Source organism: Streptococcus sp. KHUD_017, assembly GCF_054861245.1.
In genome coordinates, this window is the sequence record NZ_CM142175.1 from 1,413,838 (window position 1) to 1,437,362 (window position 23,525).

21 protein-coding genes are annotated in these 23,525 nt (G+C 40.4%); 2 read left to right on the forward strand and 19 right to left on the reverse strand.

Annotated features, from left to right (window positions below):
- Position 1: 1 nt before the first annotated feature.
- The 4 genes from ACVAMZ_RS07000 to ACVAMZ_RS07015 form a co-directional block, all read right to left on the reverse strand.
- Entirely contained in the window at positions 2 to 1,201 is a 1,200-nt protein-coding gene (locus tag ACVAMZ_RS07000; protein WP_461684443.1) for an MFS transporter, read from the reverse strand.
- A 224-nt stretch (positions 1,202 to 1,425) separates the two neighbouring features.
- Positions 1,426 to 2,769 (reverse strand): asparagine--tRNA ligase, encoded by a 1,344-nt coding sequence (gene asnS, locus ACVAMZ_RS07005; RefSeq protein ID WP_461684444.1) that lies wholly within the window; start codon positions 2,767 to 2,769, stop codon positions 1,426 to 1,428.
- Between the two features lie 149 nt (positions 2,770 to 2,918).
- Positions 2,919 to 4,097 (reverse strand): pyridoxal phosphate-dependent aminotransferase, encoded by a 1,179-nt coding sequence (locus tag ACVAMZ_RS07010; RefSeq protein ID WP_461684445.1) that lies wholly within the window; start codon positions 4,095 to 4,097, stop codon positions 2,919 to 2,921.
- Complete coding sequence (locus tag ACVAMZ_RS07015) at positions 4,094 to 4,582, reverse strand: cell wall elongation regulator TseB-like domain-containing protein (protein ID WP_461684446.1); 489 nt, start codon at positions 4,580 to 4,582, stop codon at positions 4,094 to 4,096. The genes ACVAMZ_RS07010 and ACVAMZ_RS07015 overlap by 4 nt, the downstream gene beginning before the upstream one ends.
- A gap of 268 nt (positions 4,583 to 4,850) precedes the next feature.
- Here ACVAMZ_RS07015 and ACVAMZ_RS07020 point away from each other — a divergent pair, with 268 nt between their 5' ends.
- Complete coding sequence (locus ACVAMZ_RS07020; RefSeq protein ID WP_006152321.1) at positions 4,851 to 5,399, forward strand: NADPH-dependent FMN reductase; 549 nt, start codon at positions 4,851 to 4,853, stop codon at positions 5,397 to 5,399.
- 42 nt (positions 5,400 to 5,441) lie between these two features.
- Here ACVAMZ_RS07020 and ACVAMZ_RS07025 read toward each other — a convergent pair whose 3' ends face one another.
- Entirely contained in the window at positions 5,442 to 6,632 is a 1,191-nt protein-coding gene (locus tag ACVAMZ_RS07025) for an O-antigen ligase family protein (RefSeq protein WP_461684447.1), read from the reverse strand.
- A 211-nt stretch (positions 6,633 to 6,843) separates the two neighbouring features.
- Here ACVAMZ_RS07025 and birA point away from each other — a divergent pair, with 211 nt between their 5' ends.
- The gene (gene birA / locus ACVAMZ_RS07030; protein ID WP_461684448.1) at positions 6,844 to 7,779 is read left to right on the forward strand and encodes a bifunctional biotin--[acetyl-CoA-carboxylase] ligase/biotin operon repressor BirA; all 936 of its coding nucleotides are present in this window, start codon (positions 6,844 to 6,846) and stop codon (positions 7,777 to 7,779) included.
- A gap of 57 nt (positions 7,780 to 7,836) precedes the next feature.
- On the opposite strand, the gene ACVAMZ_RS07035 is transcribed toward birA, so the two are convergent.
- The 14 genes from ACVAMZ_RS07035 to ldcB form a co-directional block, all read right to left on the reverse strand.
- The gene (locus ACVAMZ_RS07035) at positions 7,837 to 9,027 is read right to left on the reverse strand and encodes an acetate kinase (RefSeq protein ID WP_461684449.1); all 1,191 of its coding nucleotides are present in this window, start codon (positions 9,025 to 9,027) and stop codon (positions 7,837 to 7,839) included.
- A 50-nt stretch (positions 9,028 to 9,077) separates the two neighbouring features.
- Entirely contained in the window at positions 9,078 to 10,031 is a 954-nt protein-coding gene (locus tag ACVAMZ_RS07040; protein ID WP_461684450.1) for a class I SAM-dependent methyltransferase, read from the reverse strand.
- 97 nt (positions 10,032 to 10,128) lie between these two features.
- Positions 10,129 to 11,736, reverse strand: coding sequence for a CTP synthase (locus tag ACVAMZ_RS07045; RefSeq protein ID WP_461684451.1), 1,608 nt, complete (start codon positions 11,734 to 11,736; stop codon positions 10,129 to 10,131).
- A gap of 270 nt (positions 11,737 to 12,006) precedes the next feature.
- Positions 12,007 to 12,582 (reverse strand): DNA-directed RNA polymerase subunit delta, encoded by a 576-nt coding sequence (gene rpoE, locus ACVAMZ_RS07050; RefSeq protein WP_461684452.1) that lies wholly within the window; start codon positions 12,580 to 12,582, stop codon positions 12,007 to 12,009.
- A 418-nt stretch (positions 12,583 to 13,000) separates the two neighbouring features.
- Positions 13,001 to 14,146: an FtsX-like permease family protein gene (locus ACVAMZ_RS07055; RefSeq protein ID WP_461684453.1), complete on the reverse strand. Its 1,146-nt coding sequence runs from the start codon at positions 14,144 to 14,146 to the stop codon at positions 13,001 to 13,003.
- A 3-nt stretch (positions 14,147 to 14,149) separates the two neighbouring features.
- Positions 14,150 to 14,830 carry an ABC transporter ATP-binding protein gene (locus ACVAMZ_RS07060; RefSeq protein ID WP_461684454.1) on the reverse strand — a complete coding sequence of 227 codons (681 nt, stop codon included), beginning with the start codon at positions 14,828 to 14,830 and terminating at the stop codon, positions 14,150 to 14,152.
- Positions 14,827 to 15,402 carry a TetR/AcrR family transcriptional regulator gene (locus ACVAMZ_RS07065; RefSeq protein ID WP_247921818.1) on the reverse strand — a complete coding sequence of 192 codons (576 nt, stop codon included), beginning with the start codon at positions 15,400 to 15,402 and terminating at the stop codon, positions 14,827 to 14,829. Before ACVAMZ_RS07065 ends, ACVAMZ_RS07060 begins: the two co-directional genes overlap by 4 nt.
- A gap of 221 nt (positions 15,403 to 15,623) precedes the next feature.
- Positions 15,624 to 15,752, reverse strand: a complete 129-nt coding sequence (locus ACVAMZ_RS07070; protein WP_006155734.1) for a hypothetical protein — start codon at positions 15,750 to 15,752, stop codon at positions 15,624 to 15,626.
- Between the two features lie 104 nt (positions 15,753 to 15,856).
- Complete coding sequence (locus ACVAMZ_RS07075) at positions 15,857 to 17,056, reverse strand: ABC transporter permease (protein WP_461684455.1); 1,200 nt, start codon at positions 17,054 to 17,056, stop codon at positions 15,857 to 15,859.
- Positions 17,053 to 17,946: an ABC transporter ATP-binding protein gene (locus tag ACVAMZ_RS07080; protein ID WP_414272608.1), complete on the reverse strand. Its 894-nt coding sequence runs from the start codon at positions 17,944 to 17,946 to the stop codon at positions 17,053 to 17,055. Before ACVAMZ_RS07080 ends, ACVAMZ_RS07075 begins: the two co-directional genes overlap by 4 nt.
- Positions 17,947 to 18,141: 195 nt before the next feature.
- Positions 18,142 to 20,547: a phenylalanine--tRNA ligase subunit beta gene (gene pheT / locus ACVAMZ_RS07085; RefSeq protein ID WP_414272609.1), complete on the reverse strand. Its 2,406-nt coding sequence runs from the start codon at positions 20,545 to 20,547 to the stop codon at positions 18,142 to 18,144.
- Positions 20,548 to 20,778: 231 nt separating this feature from the next.
- A complete protein-coding gene (locus ACVAMZ_RS07090; RefSeq protein ID WP_414314258.1) occupies positions 20,779 to 21,459 on the reverse strand; it encodes a hypothetical protein in 681 nt (226 codons plus the stop codon).
- 22 nt (positions 21,460 to 21,481) lie between these two features.
- Positions 21,482 to 22,528, reverse strand: a complete 1,047-nt coding sequence (gene pheS, locus ACVAMZ_RS07095; protein ID WP_461684456.1) for a phenylalanine--tRNA ligase subunit alpha — start codon at positions 22,526 to 22,528, stop codon at positions 21,482 to 21,484.
- Between the two features lie 277 nt (positions 22,529 to 22,805).
- The gene (gene ldcB / locus ACVAMZ_RS07100; RefSeq protein ID WP_461684457.1) at positions 22,806 to 23,522 is read right to left on the reverse strand and encodes an LD-carboxypeptidase LdcB/DacB; all 717 of its coding nucleotides are present in this window, start codon (positions 23,520 to 23,522) and stop codon (positions 22,806 to 22,808) included.
- Between the last annotated feature and the right edge of the window lie 3 nt (positions 23,523 to 23,525).

Genomic DNA, 23,525 nt, shown 5'->3' on the forward strand with positions numbered 1-23,525 from the left:
TTTATTCAGTTTTTAAGTCCTGATTTAATAGCTTGCCCATCCTTTTTAGACCAATTCTTAAGATAGGATAGGTTAATAGTAAAATAAGACCTAGAACTAAAAAGACAGCTACCAGACCCCAACGATCAATCAACCAACCTGTCAATGGGAAAATGACAATCATAGATAAACTAAAGAGCATAGAATTGATACTAAGCATAGTTGCTCTTACACTGGACGGTAAATAGCCTTGTAAGTCATTAAAATAGATTGGTTGATAAACTGCATAGAGTGTATCGGTTAAAAGATATACGAGAAGAAAAGCAAAGGGAGTTCCAAAAAACACCAATAGCAAGGCTAAACCCGTTAGTGCAACAAGAGTCGGAAAAACTCGATTGCTATTCCATTTTTCACCAATTTGACTAGCTACATAAACTGCTATAAGATTTAAGCCACTACCAATAAGCATGACCAGCGATACCTGCCATCCTGCTAAGTCACTTATTTTCTGCTGATAGTAAAAGTAAAACATGCACATGAGTGTCCCGACTAGCTGATAAGTCAGCATCCAGTAAAAGAGTACTGGTTTTTCATTCCATTCTTTTCGAACTTGCAGGACAATCGTTTTAAAGGTTAAGGCTTCATTTTTTTCTCTCTTATCCATTGGTTCTTTCATCAAATAAATCAAGATTATAGAAAGAAAAGACAATCCAATAGCAATTAGATAAGTCCAAGCCAAGGCTCCGTGAATAAAGAAGCCTGCCACAACTGTACCTAGGGTTCGGGTAACTTCGGCCACACCAGACAAAAAGCTAGAAATTTGAAGATAACGTTCTTTTTGACCTGCTTCAACTGCTGAATCATATAAGAAAGCGGTGCTGGTCCCCGAATCAAAATTATAGGACCAAGCATTGACCATCATAGCTAGCGCATAGATCCAAAAATTCCCCTGACCAAACAAAATCAAGATAGAGGATACAATACTGGCCAAGCGAGCCAAATAGAGATTGGTCTTGTAGCTAAATCGATCGGCCAACATACCAGATGGGATTTCACATAAGAGACTTGTCCCATGAAAGATACTTTCTAGTAAACCGATTTGAAGTAAGGAAAGACCATTTTGGATAAAAAACAAAATCCAAAAACTGGTGATTCCAAAATAAGAAGTGAATTCCAGACCTGCTAGGAGTGGAATGTTGCGTTTGTAAGTTCTTTTAAACATCGTTTTCTCTCTTTCAATATATAATATGAGTTTTTCTAAAAGACTTACTTAGAGTTGCCTACATTTTCTCTACCTCTTTCATTTAAAGTAATACTCAATGAAAATCAAAGAGCAAACTAGGAAGCTAGCCGCAGGCTGTACTTGAGTACGGCAAGGTGAAGCTGACGTAGTTTGAATTTGATTTTCGAAGAGTATAAAAACGCCAGACGGCGTTTTTATGGCTATTAAGGTTTGATACGGTGCAACATACGTGGGAATGGAATGGCTTCACGGATGTGTTTTGTACCAGCTGCGAAGGTTACCATACGTTCGATACCGATACCAAATCCACCGTGTGGTACTGTACCGTATTTACGAAGGTCAAGGTAGAATTCATATTCTGTACGATCCATACCAAGTGATTCCATCTTCGCTACAAGGGCATCGTAATCTTCCTCACGCATGGAACCACCGATGATTTCTCCGTAACCTTCTGGTGCGAGCAAATCTGCACAAAGCACGCGCTCTGGATTTCCAGGAACTGGTTTCATGTAGAAGGCCTTGATATCTGCTGGGTAGTTCATGACAAAGGTTGGTACACCAAAGTGGTTTGAAATCCAAGTCTCGTGTGGTGAGCCGAAGTCATCTCCATGTTCCAAATGTTCGTAGTCCGCATCTTCATCGTTTTCATGCTCTTGCAAGAGATCAATCGCTTCATCGTAAGTGATGCGTTTGAATGGCTCTGCAATGTAGCGTTTCAAAAGCTCAGTATCACGTTCCAATGTTTCCAATGCTTGTGGAGCACGGTCAAGAACACCTTGAAGAAGAGCTTTGACATAAGCTTCTTGCAAGTCAAGTGACTCATCATGTGTCAAGTATGAATACTCAGCATCCATCATCCAGAACTCAGTCAAGTGACGGCGAGTTTTTGATTTTTCAGCACGGAATACTGGACCAAAGTCGAAGACACGACCAAGGGCCATAGCACCAGCTTCAAGGTAAAGCTGACCAGATTGACTCAAGTAGGCTGGTGTTCCGAAGTAGTCTGTTTCAAAAAGTTCTGTAGAATCTTCTGCAGCATTTCCTGAAAGAATTGGGCTATCAAACTTCATGAAGCCATTTTTATCAAAGAACTCATAAGTTGCATAGATGATAGCATTACGGATTTGCATAACAGCAACTTGTTTGCGTGAACGCAACCACAAGTGACGGTTGTCCATCAAGAAGTCTGTTCCGTGTTCTTTTGGAGTGATTGGGTAATCTTGAGACTCACCGATCACTTCAATATCTGTGATATCAAGCTCATAACCAAATTTTGAGCGTTCGTCTTCTTTGACAATCCCTGTCACAAAGACAGATGTTTCTTGGCTTAGGCGTTTGATGGTGTCAAATTTTTCAAGACCTACTTCTTCGCCGAATTTTTCGATAAAGTTTGGTTTAAAAGCCACACCTTGGAAAAAGGCAGTCCCGTCACGCAATTGCAAGAAAGCAATTTTTCCTTTACCTGATTTGTTGGCCACCCAAGCACCGATGGTCACTTCTTGACCAACGTAGTCTTTTACTTCGATAATTGTTACACGTTTTGTCATCATTTATCTTCCTTTTTCGTTTAACTTGTCCAAAGACATTATTACCCATTATTGTACCACAAATAATGGCTGATAGCTAGCTTGTTTGATAGAAATTCATAAGTTTTTAGCTACAAAAACCTCCGCCAAAAGGACGGAGGTTTAACTTCTTATTTTTCCATAAATTGGTGCAAACGACGAATGGCTTCTTTAAGTGTATCTAGATCTGTCGCATAGCTGAGACGAACATTCTCTGGTGCTCCAAATCCGGCTCCTGTAATCAATGCTAGACCAACTTCCTCAAGGATAGCCGTTGTAAATGCTGTTACATCGCTATAACCTTTCATTTCCATGGCTTTTTTAACATTTGGGAAGAGGTAGAAAGCTCCTTGTGGTTTAACAACCTCAAAGCCAGGGACTTCACACAAGAGTGGATAGATGGTATTCAAACGTTCTTCAAATGCTTGACGCATGACTTCTACAGAATCTTGCGGTCCAGTTAGTGCCTCGATTGTTGCGTATTGTGAAACAGCGGTTAGGTTAGAAGTTGTTTGACCAGTCAATTTGCTCATGGCAGCGATGATTGCTGGATCACCCACTGCATAACCTACACGCCAACCTGTCATTGCGTAGGCTTTTGATACCCCGTTAATGACAATGGTTTGCTTGCGAATCGCTTCTGATAGACTAGAGATTGGCACAAACTCATTTCCGTTATAGACCAAACGACCATAAATATCATCTGCTAGGATGAGAATATCATGCTCAACAGCCCAATTCCCAATGGCCAAGAGTTCCTCACGAGAATAAATCATCCCAGTCGGATTAGATGGTGAGTTAAGAACCAAGACCTTGGTCTTATCTGTACGAGCTGCTTCTAATTGCTCAACAGTCACTTTAAAGTGATTGTCTTCTTTGGTTTGGACAAAGACTGGAACACCTTCTGCCATCTTAACCTGATCCCCATAGCTAACCCAGTAAGGTGTTGGAATAATAACCTCATCTCCAGGATTAACCACAGCCATAAAGAAAGTGTAGAGTGAGAATTTTGCACCTGTAGCAAAAGTGACTTCGTTAGCCGCTACGGAATAACCATAATAACGCTCAAAATAGGTATTGACTGCTGCTTTTAACTCAGGCAAACCTGAAGCTACCGTATAGAAAGAAGCACGTCCATCTCGAATGGCTGCAACAGCGGCATCTTGAATATTTTCAGGAGTATGAAAATCAGGCTGACCTAAAGTTAAGAAAAGAACATCTTTTCCTTCAGCCTTTAACTTCTTTGCTCTTGCATCACTAGCCAGAGTGACACTTTCTTCCATTTCTAATACACGCTTGGATAGTTTCATAGCTTCTCCTTTTCGATTAAGGTACCAGATTCAAAATCTACTAGATAATAGTTTCCTCCAGACTTGATTTCCCAGACGGGCTTATCAGCGTACCGTCCAAAAGTAATCTTGTCAATTTCAGTTGCTCCTTTTTCCTTGACAACTGCTTCTGCTTTTTCTTGAGAAGTTCCATTTTCTAGTTGATATACGTAAATATTGTTGCTACTTTTCTCTATTAAGACAGCAACTGGTTTCTGGTTCTTATCTTGGCCAAGAACACTATAATAGCTTTCTAAACCATTGAAGATATCAATCTGGCTAACCGTTTCTAGATTTGCATACTGCTTAGCGAGTCTCTCACCTTCAACCTTTGCAGTTTGATAAGGCTTCATGCTGAGCCATACCAAGTAGAGAAAGGAAGAAGTGATGACTAGAGTTAACAAAGTTATACCAATAATGTACTGAAATAATAGGGAATTTTTTTCTTTTTTCTGTCTCTTTTTCACTCGTCTATTTTACCATCTATCCTAGTGAATTACAAGTGAAGTTAGGGGAGGAATCTGGATTTTCAATACGTTTTTAGGATATCATTACATAACTTCAAGCCGTGTTTTTATAGACTTTTCTACAGTCTTCATTTTTAATTAAAAACTTAGATTCTATTGATTTTATTTTCTGAGCATATCCCTTGCAAATGATTTTATCGTGTTGTAACATATATTATAACAACAGAGTGATTCTGATTAAAAGATTGAAATTTAAAGGAGACTCCCTATGTCTAAAAAAATATTGTTTATCGTTGGTTCACTTCGTGAAGGTTCATTCAACCACCAAATGGCACTAGAAGCTGAAAAGGCACTTGCTGGCAAAGCCGAGGTAAGTTACCTTGACTACTCAGCCATTCCTCTCTTTAGCCAAGACCTTGAAGTTCCTACACTTCCAGCTGTTGCAGCGGCTCGCGAAGCTGTTCAAGCTACTGATGCTATCTGGATCTTCTCTCCAGTCTACAATTTCTCAATTCCAGGGACTGTGAAAAACTTACTTGACTGGCTTTCACGCGCCATTGACTTATCTGACACTCGTGGAGCATCTGCTCTTCAAGATAAGATTGTTACAGTTTCATCTGTAGCAAATGCAGGACACGATCAACTCTTTGCGATTTACAAAGACCTCTTGCCATTTATCCGTACACAGGTTGTTGGTGATTTTACCGCAGCTCGTGTTAATGATTCTGCCTGGGCAGATGGTCAATTAGTCCTTGAAGATAGCGTTGCTGCTTCTCTAGAAAAACAAGCTGAAGACTTACTTCAAGCTATTCAATAATAAAAAAGATAGTAGAAAATCTCATTTCTACTATCTTTTTGTTTATTCAACAAATTCTCCAATCATACTATGTTTTAATGGTAAACTACACATTACTAAAAGGAAAATGAAGGAGGATTGAATCCAAAAGAGTGCCAAATCAAAAATTCCATGCACAGCAACTACTGTTAAGAATGAAAGATAAAGACCAACAATTGGACGCTTGCTCGGCTCCTGACTCATATCAATCAACATTCGAATTGGACCAGAAGAAGCTATTCCTAACAATACCGTTCCTACCACACCGTAACTCAATATCGTATCAATGTATATACTATGAGCATGTTCGTGATAAGGAGCAAAAATACGGGGATAGGAATGCATATAAGTTAGTGGACCTTCTCCCCAGAAGGGATTTTGTTTGAATAAGGTCATACCAGCATTCCAGATCGACACTCGTTCTTCCATAGACGAATCGAGCGTCCCCATTCGAACTCCCAAATCGCTCGAGAAGAGAAAGGCTAGACCAACACCGAAGACTCCGATACTGAGCCAGAAGGCACGCCAGTTCTTAATGGTAGTGAAAAGATAAATAATCGCACCAAAGATAATAGCTGGAAAAGCTGTTCTATTTTGGGTGAAATTCAAGCCAAACAAATTTGCAAAGATCGCAATGAGAGAGAAAATTCTCAACCATCTCAATCTAGTCGTACTAATTAGGTAAAATCCAATCATAATACAGAAGCAACAGATAATCCCATAATAATTAGGATTAAAGAAAGCTACCTCTGCACGGTTCTGATGCCAGACCTGCATCTTAGGTGATAAGAAAGTATAATCAAATTTCTTTACAATCTGAAAGTGCTCTAAAGCTGCAAAAACTGATGCTAGCACACTAAGCGACATAACCGATTGCAATACTAATCTGAAAAACTTAGGGGTTAAATGGGCTTGGTAATAATAAAAGAAAATTGCAAAGAGGAACATTCCTAAAGTGGAAACCATCCCCATCACATTTTTTGCTAAAAGAGAGATAACGCCACTATATCCGATAAATAAAAGTAAGATAGAATGGTGGGATAATCGTTTTAATATCCCCTTCATCTCTCCTGTAAATATTAAACCTATTAAGTAGGCGATAAAAATAATAACGAAAATATAAAAAGGCAAGAAAATACTTAGAATAACAGCTAGTAAGACTAGCTCTTGCTTGGATAAGCCTTTCAATTTTTCAATGATACCTATTGATTTCACAACAGTTCCTTTCTCTCTGCGCTATAAAGCTCAGATAAATAAACTATTAAAACATTTTACCATTTTTCAAATGATTTGAAAACCACTTTGTCCATGTCATCCTGACTAAAACTAGGTAAAATTTTATAGCGAGCTAAGATATCTCTCAAAGCGCGCATCCTTTTTTAAAAATATGGTACAATAAATCTAGTTGTTCCAGAAAGGACCTAGTATGAAATCCTACCAAGAAGTTTACAAAATCTTAGCTCATGAAACAGATTATTTAAGCGGAGAGAAAATCGCTGAAATATTAAACCTCTCTCGCACCTCTGTTTGGAAGGCTATCCAACGCCTCCAGCAGGAAGGTTTAGAAATTGACAGCATCAAAAACCGTGGCTACAAACTTCTTCACGGTGACCTAATCTTACCTCAAGAAATAGAAGCCAACAGCCCAATCTCAGTTCAATTTAAACCTATCACCAAATCAACCCAGAGTGATGCTAAGGAGGCCATGGAAGCTGGTGCCAAAGGAGACACACTCTACCTATCAACAGGCCAAACTATGGGACGTGGTCGATTTCAACGCCCCTACTATTCTCCAGAACAAGGTGGGATTTACATGTCTCTCCACCTCAAGCCCAATCTCTCTTATCTAGATCTACCAGCTTATACACTCCTGACTGCAGCCGCAATTTATAAGGCTGTTAAAAACCTTTGTCTGATTGATTTAGATATCAAATGGGTAAATGATTTATACCTAAATCATAAAAAAATAGCCGGTATTCTAACCGAAGCCATCACTTCTGTCGAAACCGGCCTTGTCACAGATGTTATTATTGGTGTTGGTATCAACTTTTCTATCGCTGATTTTCCAAAAAACCTACAAGGGAAAGCTGGAAGTCTCTTCTCTCAAAACAGCCCAATCACTCGCAACGAGCTGATTGCAGAAATCTGGAAATGTTTCTACGAAACTGAGGCCGATGAGCTGCTTTACCTTTATAAAAAACAATCAATTGTTTTAGGCAAAGAAATTTCCTTTAGGAAAGATCAAGAAATCATCTCAGGAAAAGCTTGTGATATCTCTGACCAGGGTCAACTACAGATCCAATTAGCTACTGGTGAGAAAATTTGGCTCAATAGTGGCGAAGTTTCGCTCACTAAATGGTGAAGATTTTTTAAAAATAAAAATCGACCTCTCTTTCGAGAAGGTCGATTTTCTTATCATTTATTTTTTCAAACGCTCCACATCACGCGCAATCACAAGTTCTTCATCAGTTGGGATGACAAGTACACGAAGTGTCGCAGCATCTGTAGAAATGTCTCCAGTTACTCCAAAGACATTTTTCTCTGGGTCTAGATCACAACCAAACCAAGAGATACCTGAAATAACTTTCTCACGCACAAGAGTTGCATTTTCACCAACACCAGCAGTAAAGATAATAGCATCTGCCCCGTTTAGAACTGCCAAGTATTGTCCAATGTATTTTTGGATACGGTCAACATACATTTCAAAGGCAAGAATAGCATCGTGATTGCCTTCGTTCACACCATTCTGAACATCACGCATGTCACTTGATAAGCCTGAAACTGCCTGAAGACCAGATTCACGGTTTAGAATACGACTAATATCGTCTGGAGTCTTGAAGTCCTCTGTATATTGCATTAAATAAGGAATGATGGCTGGATCAATATCCCCTGTACGAGTTCCCATCATAACACCACCAAGTGGAGTGAATCCCATTGATGTATCGATTGATTGACCACCTTTAACAGCTGTGATAGAAGCACCATTACCAATATGGCAAGTGATTAATTTCAATTCTTCTAGTGGGCGACCCAATAGTTTTGCTGCTTCTTGAGCAACATATTGGTGACTTGTACCGTGAGCACCGTATTTACGAACCTTGTTCTCTGTATAGTACTTAGTTGGTAATGGATAACGGTATGCTTTTTCTGGCATTGTTGTGTGGAATGATGTATCAAAGACAGCTACGCTTGTGATATCTGGCAACAATTCTTTGAAGGCACGAATACCAGCAGCATTTGCAGGGTTGTGCAATGGAGCAAGAAGTCCTAGTTCTTCAATTTTTTCCAAGACATCGCCTTCAACAACTGTAGACTCTTTGAAGTACTCACCACCTGCAACGACACGGTGTCCAACACCAGTAATCTCATCATAAGATTTAATAATTTCAAAACGAATCAAGTCATCAAGTAAAATCTTAACTGCCAAGGTATGGTTTTCAATATCAAGAACTTGTTCTTCAGAACGACCATCAAACTTAACTGTTGAAACAGAATCCTTCAATCCGATTCGCTCAATCAAACCTTTTGCAAGCACCTTTTCTTCTGGCATTTGATAAAGTTGCCATTTCAAGCTAGAGCTTCCAGCGTTAATTGCAATGGTTTTTGTCATAAATTTATTCCCCTTTTTAAGCGTTTTCAACTATTATATCAAAATTTACACTAGATTTCATGCCCTTGACACCAATTTTGAAAATTTTCCTTAAATTCCATCAAAATTTCAGGGTCGCGAAGACTGGTAAGTGGATAAACAAACGGTTCAACTCCTTCTCCCGTCTTCTTCTGGAGGACAAAAATGGTCTTAGATTGGGCTCCTTGAGCGAAGAGATCCTCTGGTAAGGCAATAATTGCCACTAGTTGAGCCTGCTCTGTCAGCCAGGATTTCAAAAGTTCACTCTGAGGACTTGTCAGGAGATCTGTTGGAGCTAGAAAAATCGCATAGCCTCCTGTTCTGAGATACTTGAGAGATTGTTCCATTAACAAATGATGAGCATAAGTATGTTCATTCTTAGCCGCTACTTGATAACGTGAGGCTGTCTGATCATCTGGATAGTAACCGACAGGCAGGTCGCTCACAATGATATCACTTTCTTTTAATACTTGTGGACGTACTGCATCTCCTTGGACAAAGCCCATTTGAAGATCCATTACTTCCGCCATGCTTGCCGCCAAGTCAATCAGGAGGTCATCAAGTTCTATTCCCAGGTAATCTACCTTTTTGTTCATGGACGTTAAGAAGCTAGCACCCAGAATTCCCATCCCAGAACCCAACTCTAATAGACTCACATTTTCAGCAGGAAAAAGTTGCTCTATGATAAAAATCATCAAGTGACCAACCGCATCCGGTGTGAACTGGTGGTTGGCTTGAAGAGGTTCTGTTTGCGCTGCCTTCATTAACAAAAATTGATAGGTCCGTAACCACTCCTCTTTTCGAAGTGCCAAACGTTTTATGGCCTGGTTATTTTTTTTGACTTGCTCCAGATTGGTTTGACTATCGAGATAGATCCCATTTTGTTCTATCAAGGCGTCATAAAAGCTAGTCGCCAAATCATTTTGAACGATTTGGACATTTTCTAATAAATAAGTATATGCTTGTTCAATTTTTTCAAAATCCATAATCTTATCTTACCAAATTCAGAGCTGATTTTCCAGATTTTCATAATACTGAAAACAAATTAAAAACCTCTGAGATGATTCTCAAAGGTTTATTCTACTATTTACTATTTTCAACAGCTGCTGTTACAAATGCAGTGTAGAGTTCTTCTGGACGATTTGGACGACTTGAAAGTTCTGGATGGTACTGACAAGCCACAAAGAATTTATTTTCTGGGATTTCAACAATTTCGACCAAGCGATTGTCTGGTGAAACACCTGAGAAAACAAATCCTGCTCCTTCAAACTGTTCACGGAAGGCATTGTTAAACTCATAACGGTGGCGGTGACGGCGTTGTACAACTTCTTTGTTATGATAAGCTGCCGCTGCCTTAGAACCACGTTTTAACTTAGAAGGATAAAGTCCCAAACGAAGGGTTCCACCCATGTCCTCAACATCAATCTGATCACGCATGATATCGATGATCGGATATTTTGTATCAGGATCAAGCTCTGCTGAATTAGCTCCTTCAAGTCCCAAAACATGACGGGCAAACTCGATACAGGTCAATTGCATTCCCAAGCAGACCCCCAACATTGGTACATCATTTTCTCGAGCATAGCGAATTGCTTGAATCTTACCCTCAGTGCCACGTTGACCAAAACCACCTGGAACGATGATTCCGTCAGCATCAGCTAGGAGTTCTGCTACATTGTCAGCTGTCACATCGTTAGCATTGACCCAATCAATCTTGACTTCTGTATCATTGGCATAACCAGAGTGTTTCAAGGCCTCTACGACAGAAATGTAGGCATCTTGCAGCTCGACATACTTACCAACAAGAGCAATTTTGACTTGTTTTTTGAAATTCATAACCTTATCAACCATAACTGACCACTCTGTCATATCTGCTGCCGGTGCGTCAATCTTCAAATGGTCACAGACGATTTGATCCATGCCTTGTGCTTGCAGATTAAGCGGGATTTGGTAAAGATGTTCGACATCCAATGACTCGATAACTGCTTCTGGCGCCACATCACAGAACTGGGCTAGTTTGTTTTTAATCCCTTGTCCTGCTGTTTTTTCTGTACGAATGACTAACATATTTGGCTGGATTCCCAAACCACGCAATTCTTTGACAGAGTGTTGAGTCGGCTTGGTCTTCATTTCTCCAGCCGCCTTGAGGTAAGGAAGCAAGGTTGTATGGATATACATGACATTTTCTGCTCCGACATCAGACTTCATCTGACGGAGCGCTTCTAAGAATGGAAGGGATTCAATATCGCCGACTGTTCCCCCAACCTCTGTAATAATAACATCAGAGTCAGTTGTTAGGGCAGCACGCTTGATTTTTTCTTTCAAGGCATCTGTAATATGAGGAATGACTTGGACAGTTGCACCGAGGTACTCCCCACGACGTTCCTTACGAAGAACTTCGCTGTAGATTTTACCAGTTGTCACGTTTGAGTATTTATTGAGATTGATATCAATAAAACGTTCATAGTGACCCAAGTCCAAATCTGTCTCAGCCCCATCATCTGTTACAAAGACTTCCCCGTGCTGGTAAGGGCTCATGGTCCCTGGATCGATATTGATATAAGGGTCAAATTTTTGGATGGTTACCTTCAAACCACGATTTTTCAAGAGCCGTCCTAGGCTCGCCGCAACAATCCCTTTCCCAATAGACGACACCACACCACCAGTTACAAAAATATATTTCGTAGACATAGATTCCTCTTTCTAAAATCCTCAAGATCTTGTTCACTAGAGGGGGACTAAGAAAACAAGACCTTCATCGACAACTACAATCAAGGATGATTATTTCCCTGGAAAAACAAAAATAGCTCCCTAGTAACTAGGAAGCTCCGACCTCAAAAAGAGGTGCCCGAACAATATCTTACCTCAATTTGGTACATTTGTCAAATGTCATTCTTTACTAGATTTATAGTTCTAATGCAGAAAAGAAAAACAACAAGGGAATTCCCTTGTTGTTTGGTATTATTCTTCTTCTTCCTCAGAATCTTCATCATCTTCTTCAACGAGTTCGACATCTTCCCCAAGATCATCTGGTGCGATTTCGTTGATTTCAGCGTCGTAGGCTTCTACTTCGTTCTTCTCATCGTCTGGATTTTCATCATCATAAGAAAGAGCTGGATCTTCTTCGTAGGCATCCTCATCCTCTGGATCATCTGCACCATAATCAATGGCATCCGTATCTCCATCCATAAAGGCATTAACACGTTTTTTCTTAGCCTTAGGTGCTACTTCTTCATCGTCACTTTCTTCAAGAGCAATGATTTCTTCGTCAATTTCATCTACTCCATACCATGAACGAAGGCCCCACTTGTTATCTCCAAGAGAGATGAAGCTACCATCAAAGTTCAACTCTGTATAGAACAAAGATAGTGCTTCGCGAATATCGCTATTAGAGGTACCAAGATAGTTTTGGATTTCATTAACCAAATCGCTAAAATGCATTTCGTGATCGCGACCACGGAGTTCCAAGATGGCACGAGCCACCTCAATCATAGATAGTTCACTTTTTTCTTGCCCAGCAAATACTTCTAATTCCAAAGCGTTTCTCCTCTTTTTTTACTACTAACGCCAGAGCAAATAAACTCTGGTCTCATTTTATCACGTACTCTTTATTGTACGATAATTTTCTTTATTAGTCAAAGGTTTAGAAGAAATTATTGTGAAATATTTCAGCTAAACGAAAGACCTGGGAGATACACTCACAGGTCTATTGATTTATTTATGACACAAGACCACAGCCCAATGCCAACCACAAACTGCCAGAGGATCCCTACAGAGATAAAGGACCATTTATTGCGCCAGATTAAGTAAAAGGCCCCTTTCAGGTCCTGCTAGTAACTCCGTTTCATCTCAATCCCTTTCCTTTCCTTTTCTTTCATTCCCCTAGAATAGCGGAAAAGCCTCCCTTGTCAATGCGTTTCAAAAGAAAAAGGCTGGGTAAGCCAACCTTTTCTATTTATTCAGCTAAGAGCACTTCTTTGATGGTTTGTTTTTGGAGTTTTCTGTTGGATAGATAAAAGAGACTTTCATAAACCACAGCAAAAACGATCAAAGTCCAAAAGCACACATTCCAGTCAAAGTTATGCTCAATCTTTTCAGGAACGGTGTCTTTGATCACACCAATCAAGATTTCCATGATGCCATATTGATAAGCCGTCCCAAGAACAAATCCTAGATAGGCCCAGAAACGATAGGGAGCGAGAATATGACTTTGGCATTCACGATCGGTGTAGCCAAAAGCCTTCATCAAGGCCAAGGTTTCGCGACTTTCTGAAACGACAATTCCCAATGACAACAAGAGAATAGAGAAAGAAAGGATCAAACCAATCATAATCATCATCGTTTGGATGATGTCATCTGTGTAGTCCCTTAGCCCAAAAGACAATTGAACCATGGCCGCGAAACACATGGAGCCAAAGACCACAAAAAACAGGATCGATTTTCTCCCCCAAATCAGCGACGAAGACAGCTCTTTTAGGAAGTCTTTCTCTTTCTTAGGAGCACTTTTTTTTCTTTTGACCTTAATCGGTGTTGGGTATTTTTTCAATAGGCGAAGGGCCGGCGTTTGTAGTTGTCTTCTAGCATAGCCAATCGCAAGAACCATAAAGAAAGTCGTTGGCAGTATCACTAAAGCGACCAGGAGCTGCCAGTGAAAATGAATGGTAATGTCTGGCAAAATCCCCTTCTCATTGCGAAAGTCATAAAAATGCCCCATCATAAGAAAAGAACCGAAATAGCCAAGAAGCGCTCCAACTCCAAAACTGAGCCCAAAAGCCCAAAATCGTTTCGCCAACTGGCCATTGCTATACCCCAAAGCCTTTAAAATTCCTAATTGTTCCTTGTGGTCATCGACAAATTGTTTGATATAAAAACACATGAGAAGGATCGACGTCAAGGACAAGACAACCCCACTGACCATGGCCACCATCCAAGATAGCGAAACCTGGGCATCATAGTAGGTCTGAATCATCGGATTGGTTTTAGAAATCTCCAACTGCTCGATATCCAGATAAAAATTCAAGAAGAGATTGGCCACAAAGACTGCACAAGCCCCAATGATACTGACGACAACTAATTTTCGAATATCTTTTACTGAAAACATGGCTTACCATCCAATCTCATAAGCTGTCTGTGGCTGATCATTGGTCACAACTTGAGTAATCTTGCCACTATTGACGCGAATGACGGTTCTGGCCATATCCGCAATATTTTGGTTGTGCGTCACCATGATGAGGGTAAAACCAAGCTTTTCCTTTAACTTCCAGATATAGTCGAGAATCTTGCGCCCTGTTTCTTCATCCAGGGCCCCCGTCGGCTCATCTAAGAAAAGAATCTCTGGCTTTTTGGCCAGGGCACGTGCAATGGAGACTCTCTGCTGTTCCCCACCAGACAATTCACTTGGATACTTGTCTAGCTTATCGCCAAGACCCAAATCTTCGATAATTTGCAAAAAATCATGATTGTTTGCCAGGTCAGCTCCCATCTTTACATTTTGTCTGACCGTCAAATTAAGCAATAAATAATACTGCTGAAAAATAAAGGCAATTTTTTCACGTCTAAAGGCTGTCAATTGAGCATCTGTGAGCTGCGATAAATCCTGTCCTTGAATGAGAATATGCCCCTCATCTACCTTTTCTAATCCCGACAATACGTTTAAGAGGGTTGACTTTCCTGATCCAGAAGGACCTAGGATAACTACATCATCCTGGTCTTGAATCTGCAAATCAATACCTTTTAAGACCTTGCTTTGGCCGTAGCCTTTGTGAACATTTTCTAGTTGAATCATTTCTTTCCTACCATTTCTTTGATGAGAGATTGACAAACTTCTGTCAATAAATCAATCACTTCTTCCATGCTGAACTGATAAATACCAGAAGCAACCATAGAGGCCATGCCGTGCGAGTAAATAAATAGATGCTGGTACAGGCGACTAGCCTCCACTAACGTCAACGGATAATCTGCGACAATCGAATCCAGAACCAATTGGTAACTATGATCCTTCATGGGAAGAAAATCTTGAAAGCGACGAATCGGATCTTTGCTATGATTTTGGAAAAGCAATTGAAAAAGTTGGGGCTCTTTTGAGGCGAACAGGATATAAGCAACCCCGACAGATCGAAAAGGCTTCTCATCTTCTAAAGCCTTTCGTATATACTCCACCACTACCATTTCCGCAGCAACAATAACCTCTGCTTGTAACTCAGCCATATTTGCAAATTGCCCAAAAATGACTCTTGGTGTGGCTCCCAGTTTTTCCGCTAATGCTCGAGCCGTCAAACTAGCTATTCCCTCTTCTCTCACCAATTGTAAAGCTGTCCCAATCATAGCCTCTTTACTAAATTTAACTTTTGGTGGCATACGACTCCTTTCGCGCAACGATTGTTGCGCAACACTTGTTACCTAAAAGTTTACCATAACAAAGAAAACTTGTCAAGAAAAATTTGTAAAGCATAGAACAAAAAAGCCAGCTAACTGATACAAGTGAAATCTGGTCTACTAAATCTGGTCCCTAAGATTAGAACAGTGCTTGAAAACTTTACCCAGCAGGACCTCACACTGGCCATAGCCATAGATATCCGTTAGGTCAAGGTGTTGATGCCAATCGACAAGGCCGCCTCCACCTCATCTTCACTCATCTGGATGATCAGCATCATCCTAAGGACAATGATTAACAAATGCTCATTTTCAGCAACATCCATATAGTTCATGGCCGCCTCCTTTTCATTCTTCTTTCATTATAAAGTAAAGAAGACCAGACAGCAATGAATTCGTAAAGCAAAAACACCTCCAGTATTCACTGAAGGTGTCTCTTTTAGTGATAGCTTAAAGCTCGTTTGAAGGTTTTCCAGATGCCTAAATCATCCGTTTGAAGGACTAGGCTGGCATACATACGTCCGATAAAGGCTGTTGCAGTCACAGCAAATACAACTGTTATCGCAAGAGAAATCCAAGCCTCGATACTATTTGCATAACCATTAATAGCTCTGAAAGGCATAAAGAAGGTAGAAATGAATGGGATATATGAGCCAATCCTCAAAACCAAATTATCGCCAGAAGTTCCTAAGGCGGTTACCCCAATAAAACCTACCATAATTAAAAGCATCAAAGGCGACAAGGCTTTACCAGAGTCTTCAGGTCGAGAAACCATTGAGCCCAGAAAGGCAGCCAAGACCACATACATAAAGAGACTGACCAAGACAAATAACAAGGTATTGACCGAAAAGGCTTCTCCCAAGTGGTTTAAAACACCTGAATTTGCTAATAAGGGCATATCTTTAAAGAATAAGAGAGCTCCAAATCCTCCAATGACGTAAATGCCAATATGGGTCAAAATGACAAGAAGTAAAGCAATCATACGTGCGTAAAAGTAATGGCTAGCTCGAATACTTGAGAAGACCACTTCCATGATTTTTGTACCTTTTTCACTGGCTACTTCTTGAGCGGTGACACTAGCATAAGTAATCAAAATCATATAGAGGAAGAAGCCTAGTCCTGCAGCCGCATAGGTTTGGACCATTTTTTTATTTTCCTTAGCTTCATCAATCTGCTCTGAGAATTGAATCGTTTGCGCCAAGTGTTGTTCCTGTTCCTGAGACAAATTTGCTTCTGAACGGTTGAGTTGGGATTGAAGTTCATTCAACTTAGCAGTCACAGCTAATTTAATACCACTCTCTAGTGAAGTCTCTCCATGATAGACCGCCTTTAACACACTATCTTCTTGATTAATAGTCAGATAACCTTTTATTTTCTCATCCTTGATGGCTTCTTGGGCACTTGCTTCATCCTTATAGTCAAAGTTAATGCCATTGGTCGACTTGAGCCCCTCTGTTACAGCAGGTATCGAACTAACCACTGCTACCTTATTATTTTGAGCTAGAGAAGAACCTTGGAGATACCCAATTCCTCCAGATAACCCGATAAAGAGAAATGGCGAGATTACCATAAAGAAGAAACTCCAGGATTTGACATGACGTAGATAGGTTTCTTTGATTACAACCAACATATTTCTCATACTTCCACCCCTGATTCTAGTTTAAAGATTTCATCAATTGTCGGAGCTTGCTGATCAAAGGTCGCGATATAGTGTCCTTGAGTCAAGATAGCAAAGAGCTCCTGTCCAGCATTTTCATCATCTAGGATGAGCTTCCAAATTCCCTGCTTGGTCAAGCTAGCATGAATGACATGTGGGAGTTTTTCCAAGTCTTCCTGACTCTTTTCACTTGCGACAAAGAGTCGCGTTTTGCCGTATTGATTACGAACATCTTGGACTGGTCCATGCAAGACGACACGCCCATCACGAATCATAAGAATATCATCACATAGCTCTTCGACATTGGTCATGACGTGGTCTGAAAAGATAATGGTTGCACCACGTTCTTTTTCTTTGAGGATAACCTGCTTGAGCAATTCGGTATTGACTGGATCCAGACCACTAAAAGGTTCATCTAGGATAATCAAATCTGGTTCATGCATTAAAGTAATGATTAGCTGAATCTTTTGTTGATTCCCTTTTGAGAGACTCTTAATCTTGTCTGTCAGTTTCCCCTTGACTTCCAGTTTTTCCATCCATTGAGGGAGTTTTTCTTTGACTTCTTTGGCATCCATGCCTTTTAAGGTTGCAAGATAGCGTACTTGTTCAAGAACTGTCAATTTAGGCATGAGACTACGTTCTTCGGGTAGATAGCCAATCCGAGCATAGGTTTCCTGACGAATTTCCTGACCATCAAACTGAATCTCGCCCTGATATTCTAAAAATTTCAAAATACTATGAAAAATGGTTGTTTTCCCAGCTCCATTTTTCCCAACTAGACCTAAAATTCTTCCAGGCTGAGCTTGAAAGTCAACTCCAAACAAGACTTGTTTGGGACCAAAATTTTTTTCAAGATTGCGGACTTCTAACATAATCCACCTCCTACTAATCTTATCCTCATTATACTCCTTTTTTGGGGCATTACAAGGATTTATGTACATTTTTATTAGTAGAATTTGCTTGGGTTTTTTCATACCAAAAATAATAAAATTTACATTTATTTATCTTTCCAATATTCGGCATTTGCAAAGATAAAAAATCCACCCCTAGGGATGGATTTTAGACTTTTAACGCACTTCTGCATGCACTTTTTCTTCGAGTGATGCTTGGATTTTTTCCATATAGCGTGCGACTTCTTCGTCGGTCAAGCTATCTTCTGGATTTTGGAAGGTCAAGCTGTAGGCCATTGACTTCATACCAAGTCCTAGTTTTTCACCTGAGAATACGTCAAAGAGTTTGATGTCTGTCAAACGTTTCACGCCCGCAGATTTGATAGCATCAACTACATCTTGGTGAGTCACTTCTGCTTTGAGAAGAAGAGCAATATCACGGCTAACTGCTGGGAATTTAGTGATTTCCACAAATGGAGCGGCTGGTTTAAGAGCTGTCTCAATAGCTGAAAGGTTGAGCTCTGCTACATACGTTTCTGGAATATCGTAAGCCTTAGCTGTAACAGGATGTACTTGACCGAGGAAACCAAGGACTTGGTCACCGAGTGAGATCAAGGCTGTACGTCCTGGATGAAGACTAGCAATTTCAGAGGTTGCTGTATAAGTCACTTCAAGACCCAAGCGAGCAAAGAGGGCTTCCAAAATTCCCTTAGCATAGAAGAAGTCAACAGGAACTGCTGCTGTTTGGAAGTCTTTTTCAGCAACTAAGCCAGTCAAGGCAAAGGCAAAGCTATTGATTTCGTTTGGCAATTCTTCTTTTGGATTACCAGTTTGCTCGAAGACTTTTCCAATCTCATAAAGAGCCAAGTTTTTGTTCTTACGCGCTACGTTGTAGGCAACTGTATCAAGGATACCAGAAACCATATTTTGACGGAGGACCGAACGATCCACGGTCATTGGCCACATGAGCTCTGTTAAATGACTTGGCTGAATCGTAAACTCAACCGCTTTTTCAGGAGTTGTAAGAGCGTAGGTGATGATTTCAGTCAATCCAGCCCCTTCAGCAATAGTCCGAACTTGACGACGGAGTTTTTGTGTCGCTGTTAACTCACCTGCTGTCCCATCGTCTTTTGGAAGACTAGTTGGCAAGCGGTCATAACCGTAGATACGAGCGATTTCTTCAAAGAGATCCGCTTCGATAGTGATATCCCAACGGCGACGTGGAACTCTTACTGTGAAGCTGTCAGCATTTCCAGAAAGGCCAAATCCAAGACGACGGAAGACATCTTCTACATCGGCGTAGGAAAGCTCTGTACCGAGGACACGGTTGACGTCAACAAGAGTTGAAGAAACTTCCACATCAGAAGTGTCAAGCTCACCTGCTGAAACGATCCCCTTACGAACAGTTGCTCCTGAAAGCTCTGCAATCATGCTCGCTGCCGCATCAAGGGCTTCATTGACAGTTGCCACGTTGATGCCTTTTTCAAAGCGAGAAGAAGATTCTGAACGAAGGTTGAGGCGACCACTAGTCTTACGGATAGATTTGCCATTGAAAACAGCAGCTTCAAGGACGACACGACTAGATTTTTCAGAGATTTCTGTAGCTTGACCACCCATAACACCTGCAAGGGCTACTGGTTTATCAGCGACAGTGATTACGAGGTCATTTATTTCTAACTCACGCTCTTCACCATCCAAGGTTACTAATTTTTCACCAGCACGCGCTTCACGCACACGGATGTCAGTCCCTTCAAAGGTATCCAAGTCAAAGGCATGCATTGGTTGACCAAAGTAAAGCAAGATATAGTTGGTCACGTCGACGACATTATTAATCGGACGGATGCCCTCGTTCATGAGGAGGTTTTGCAACCATTGTGGACTTGGTGCGATGGTCACATTGTCCAAGATACGAGTTGCATAATAAGGCGCCTTGTCTGTGTCAATGCTGACAGAAAGAGCATCAGTTGCAGCTTGATCAGTTTCAGTCAAAGTAAAGTCTTTAAAGTTGACTGCCTTGTCATAGATAGCGGCTACTTCATACGCCACTCCACGCATAGAAAGAGCATCTGCACGGTTTGGAGTGATGGAAAGCTCGATGATTTCATCATCCAAGTCTAGATAGGAGAAGACTTCCTCACCTGGAACAGCAGTTGCTGGCAAGATTTGGATCCCATCTGCAAATTCTTTCGGTACAACGGAGTCAGAAATCCCTAATTCACCAAGTGAGCAGATCATTCCGAGAGATTCCAAACCACGGATTTTCCCTTTTTTGATCTTGTAGTTGTCCGCGATGCGAGCACCTGGAAGAGCCACCATGACCTTGATGCCAGCGCGCACATTTGGTGCTCCACAGACGATTTGACGGGCTTCTTCTTTACCTACATTGACTTGGCAGACATGCAAGTGTGTTTCTGGCACATCTTCACAAGACAAGACCTCACCGACAACAATTTTTGAGAGACCAGTAGCTGGTGATTCCACACCTTCTACTTCGATCCCTGTGGTTGACATTTTTTCAGCCAACTCTTGTGATGGCACATCAATGTCCACCAATTCTTTTAACCATTTATAACTAACTAACATATGTAAGATACCAAGGGCCAAACTGAAATCTAGATGACTTTCCTAGATGTCTTTAAGCCCTAGTTTAGATCCTTTCATTTTGTGTTTTCCAGCTCGAGGCTGTCTTAGGAAGAGCTCTTATCTCTTACCATCTCTATAGAATAAAAGTTTTTAGCCACAACTCTGTGAACAAACTCTTTCTATAAAGTTACATTTAAATAGTAAAACTTAATTTCCCAATTAAGAACTATCTCATTTAACCTTCATAGAATGCTCAACTATTTTTTCACAACCACCTTGAATTAATTTTTTTAAATTTTGATAACCAGGATGATAAACAGCATAAAAACTAAGCTCAACGTTTAAATCTGAGTTTTCTGAAACTTCTTCTATTAATTCTTCTATAAAAAAAATAAAATCTTTACGCTTACTCTTCGACAAAGCACCACAAACATATATATTTAATTTATCTTCTTTTGAATCCTGGGACAATATTTCTAATTGTTCGATTAATTTTTTATATGATTGTTTTCTGTAGTCCTTTTTATTATCATCCTTTACTGCAGAAATTAAATTATTCATTACAGATTCAACAACATCAGAAAATAGATCAGTTACATATGATCCGTATAGATTTCTCCAAAATGTACTTGTTTTCATAGTTAAAAATCTTAAATGACGATCATTAATATTTGAATGATGAAATGAAGAAAAATTACTATCAGGAGATTGTTCTCTTTTAGCAGAGGGGTTTACCATAAGTATTATATTTGAAGGATTTATGCAGTCTTTTTGATGATTTTCAATAGCTTCTTCATAGGATATATTTTCAGATGTTGCTTTATCATTATTTTTAGATTCTTTATAAATCGCAAATGAAGATATATCACCAAACTTCTCTAAAAGTTTGTTATAGTTTTGTTCCGAAATCATAAAATATCCTCGCGTTTCAATCTTATTTAAACTGTTCTGAGAAGCGGACATCCCCTTGGTAGAATCCACGGATATCATTGATTCCGTAACGAAGCATAGCTACACGCTCTTGACCAAGACCAAAGGCAAAACCAGAGTAAACAGTTGCATCGATACCACTCATCTCAAGGACACGTGGGTGAACCATACCGGCACCCATAATCTCGATCCAACCTGTTTTCTTACATACGTTACAGCCGGCTCCTCCACACTTGAAGCATGAAACATCCACCTCAACAGATGGCTCAGTGAATGGGAAATAAGATGGGCGTAAACGAATTTGACGCTCTTCACCAAACATTTTTTGTACAATCAACTGGAGGGTTCCTTGAAGGTCAGCCATAGAGATATTTTTCCCAACAACCAAACCTTCGATTTGGTGGAACTGGTGACTGTGGGTTGCATCATCCGTATCACGACGGAATACACGTCCTGGTGAAATCATCTTCAAAGGACCTTTTGAAAAATCATGGGCATCCATAGCACGCGCCTGAACTGGAGACGTGTGAGTACGAAGCAAGATTTCTTCTGTGATGTAGAAAGTATCCTGCATATCACGGGCTGGGTGGTCTTTTGGAAGGTTCATACGTTCGAAGTTGTAGTAGTCTTGCTCCACTTCAAATCCATCCACGACTTGGTAACCCATACCGATGAAGATATCTTCGATTTCTTCACTAGTTTGTGTGAGGACGTGACGGTGACCAGTCGCAACTGGACGACCTGGAAGTGTCACATCGATGCTCTCACTTGCTAGTTGAGCTTCTACTTTCTTTTCTTCCAAGAGCTTAGCCGTTTCTTCAAAAGCAGCTGTTAAGACATCACGAGCCTCATTTACGTGTTTTCCAATAACTGGTCGCATTTTAGCTGATACGTCCTTCATCCCTTTAAGGATTTCAGTCAGTGACCCTTTTTTTCCAAGGACTGAGACACGCAATTCTTGCATCTCTTTTTCATTTTCAGCAGTAATCTGCTTCAAGCTAGCTAGCGTTTCTTCACGAAGCGCTTTTAATTGTTCTTCAATAGTTGACATAATTCCTCCACCAGTCACTCGTAAGATAAAAAGAAAACCACATGTCAAAAACCCCACTCGGAGCGTTGACACGCGGTACCATCCGTTTTCATCTGACAAGTCAGACCTTTATTTCTGAATCCATAAGCAAGTGAATTCACCCAGATTTCATATAGAGAGCTTTCAGTCACGGCTCTCCTCCCTGATATACTTCCCCTGAGATACTAGTCTTGCAGATTCCTATTTAATTATTATTCATTTTATCAAATTTTAAGTAATCTTGCAAGATGTTTTGCGACTAATCAACATAGTCCCCACCTTCAAAGCCGTAATACTCTTCCAAACTGAGGCCACTTGCTGCAATTTCTTTGGCTTCTTTACCAACATAGCGAAGGTGCCATTCCTCAGCCATATAACCCGTCTCCTTTTCCTTACCTTTGAGGTAACGAACGACAAAACCATAGTCTGCAGCATGGTCCAATAGCCATTGGGCAGCCTTTTCTTCTGTCACTAAGTTTCCATTTGTGCCGATAAGGTCAAATGCTAGTCCAGTTTGGTGTTCACTATATCCAGGTCGTGCAGAATAGCGGTCAGCCTCTGCCTTTCCGTCTTTGTTGACATAGTCCTGATAAAGTTGAGTTTGAGTTTCATAACTTCTGAAACCACTATAGTGGTCGCTGATTGGGAAACCTGCTTCCTGCATAGCAGCAATAAGCTTCAACAACTCAGCCTTTGCTGTAGGATTTTCTCCAGGATTATAGTCTTTAGACAAGGGATAATGCTTATTAGCGATAACAATCTCATCGTACTTCCCTTGAACGCTATAGTAATCTCCCTTATTAACTACTTCTGCCTTTTTCTGGCTTGCTTCCTGAGATTTACTACCGACAGTCCCTTCTTGGACGGTTTTTTCTTCAGTTGAAGTCTGCGTTTCTGAAGTCGCTGGCTTTTCTTGCGAACAAGCTGCCAATGTCAAGGCTAGCAATCCTGATAATACAAGGTATCTTTTTTTCATTGT

What these genes read in the sequence shown, in the direction of transcription:
- ACVAMZ_RS07020 (WP_006152321.1), top strand. Translation starts at nt 4,851, where the DNA reads ATGTCTAAAAAAATATTGTTTATCGTTGGTTCACTTCGTGAAGGTTCA.
- ACVAMZ_RS07090 (WP_414314258.1), bottom strand. Translation starts at nt 21,459, where the DNA reads ATGATTTCGGAACAAAACTATAACAAACTTTTAGAGAAGTTTGGTGAT.
- ACVAMZ_RS07070 (WP_006155734.1), bottom strand. Translation starts at nt 15,752, where the DNA reads ATGAACTATATGGATGTTGCTGAAAATGAGCATTTGTTAATCATTGTC.
- ACVAMZ_RS07060 (WP_461684454.1), bottom strand. Translation starts at nt 14,830, where the DNA reads ATGATTCAACTAGAAAATGTTCACAAAGGCTACGGCCAAAGCAAGGTC.
- ACVAMZ_RS07065 (WP_247921818.1), bottom strand. Translation starts at nt 15,402, where the DNA reads ATGCCACCAAAAGTTAAATTTAGTAAAGAGGCTATGATTGGGACAGCT.
- ACVAMZ_RS07035 (WP_461684449.1), bottom strand. Translation starts at nt 9,027, where the DNA reads ATGACAAAAACCATTGCAATTAACGCTGGAAGCTCTAGCTTGAAATGG.
- ACVAMZ_RS07010 (WP_461684445.1), bottom strand. Translation starts at nt 4,097, where the DNA reads ATGAAACTATCCAAGCGTGTATTAGAAATGGAAGAAAGTGTCACTCTG.
- ACVAMZ_RS07055 (WP_461684453.1), bottom strand. Translation starts at nt 14,146, where the DNA reads ATGTTTTCAGTAAAAGATATTCGAAAATTAGTTGTCGTCAGTATCATT.
- ACVAMZ_RS07000 (WP_461684443.1), bottom strand. Translation starts at nt 1,201, where the DNA reads ATGTTTAAAAGAACTTACAAACGCAACATTCCACTCCTAGCAGGTCTG.
- ACVAMZ_RS07075 (WP_461684455.1), bottom strand. Translation starts at nt 17,056, where the DNA reads ATGAGAAATATGTTGGTTGTAATCAAAGAAACCTATCTACGTCATGTC.
- pheT (WP_414272609.1), bottom strand. Translation starts at nt 20,547, where the DNA reads ATGTTAGTTAGTTATAAATGGTTAAAAGAATTGGTGGACATTGATGTG.
- ldcB (WP_461684457.1), bottom strand. Translation starts at nt 23,522, where the DNA reads ATGAAAAAAAGATACCTTGTATTATCAGGATTGCTAGCCTTGACATTG.
- birA (WP_461684448.1), top strand. Translation starts at nt 6,844, where the DNA reads ATGAAATCCTACCAAGAAGTTTACAAAATCTTAGCTCATGAAACAGAT.
- ACVAMZ_RS07045 (WP_461684451.1), bottom strand. Translation starts at nt 11,736, where the DNA reads ATGTCTACGAAATATATTTTTGTAACTGGTGGTGTGGTGTCGTCTATT.
- asnS (WP_461684444.1), bottom strand. Translation starts at nt 2,769, where the DNA reads ATGACAAAACGTGTAACAATTATCGAAGTAAAAGACTACGTTGGTCAA.
- pheS (WP_461684456.1), bottom strand. Translation starts at nt 22,528, where the DNA reads ATGTCAACTATTGAAGAACAATTAAAAGCGCTTCGTGAAGAAACGCTA.
- ACVAMZ_RS07040 (WP_461684450.1), bottom strand. Translation starts at nt 10,031, where the DNA reads ATGGATTTTGAAAAAATTGAACAAGCATATACTTATTTATTAGAAAAT.
- ACVAMZ_RS07080 (WP_414272608.1), bottom strand. Translation starts at nt 17,946, where the DNA reads ATGTTAGAAGTCCGCAATCTTGAAAAAAATTTTGGTCCCAAACAAGTC.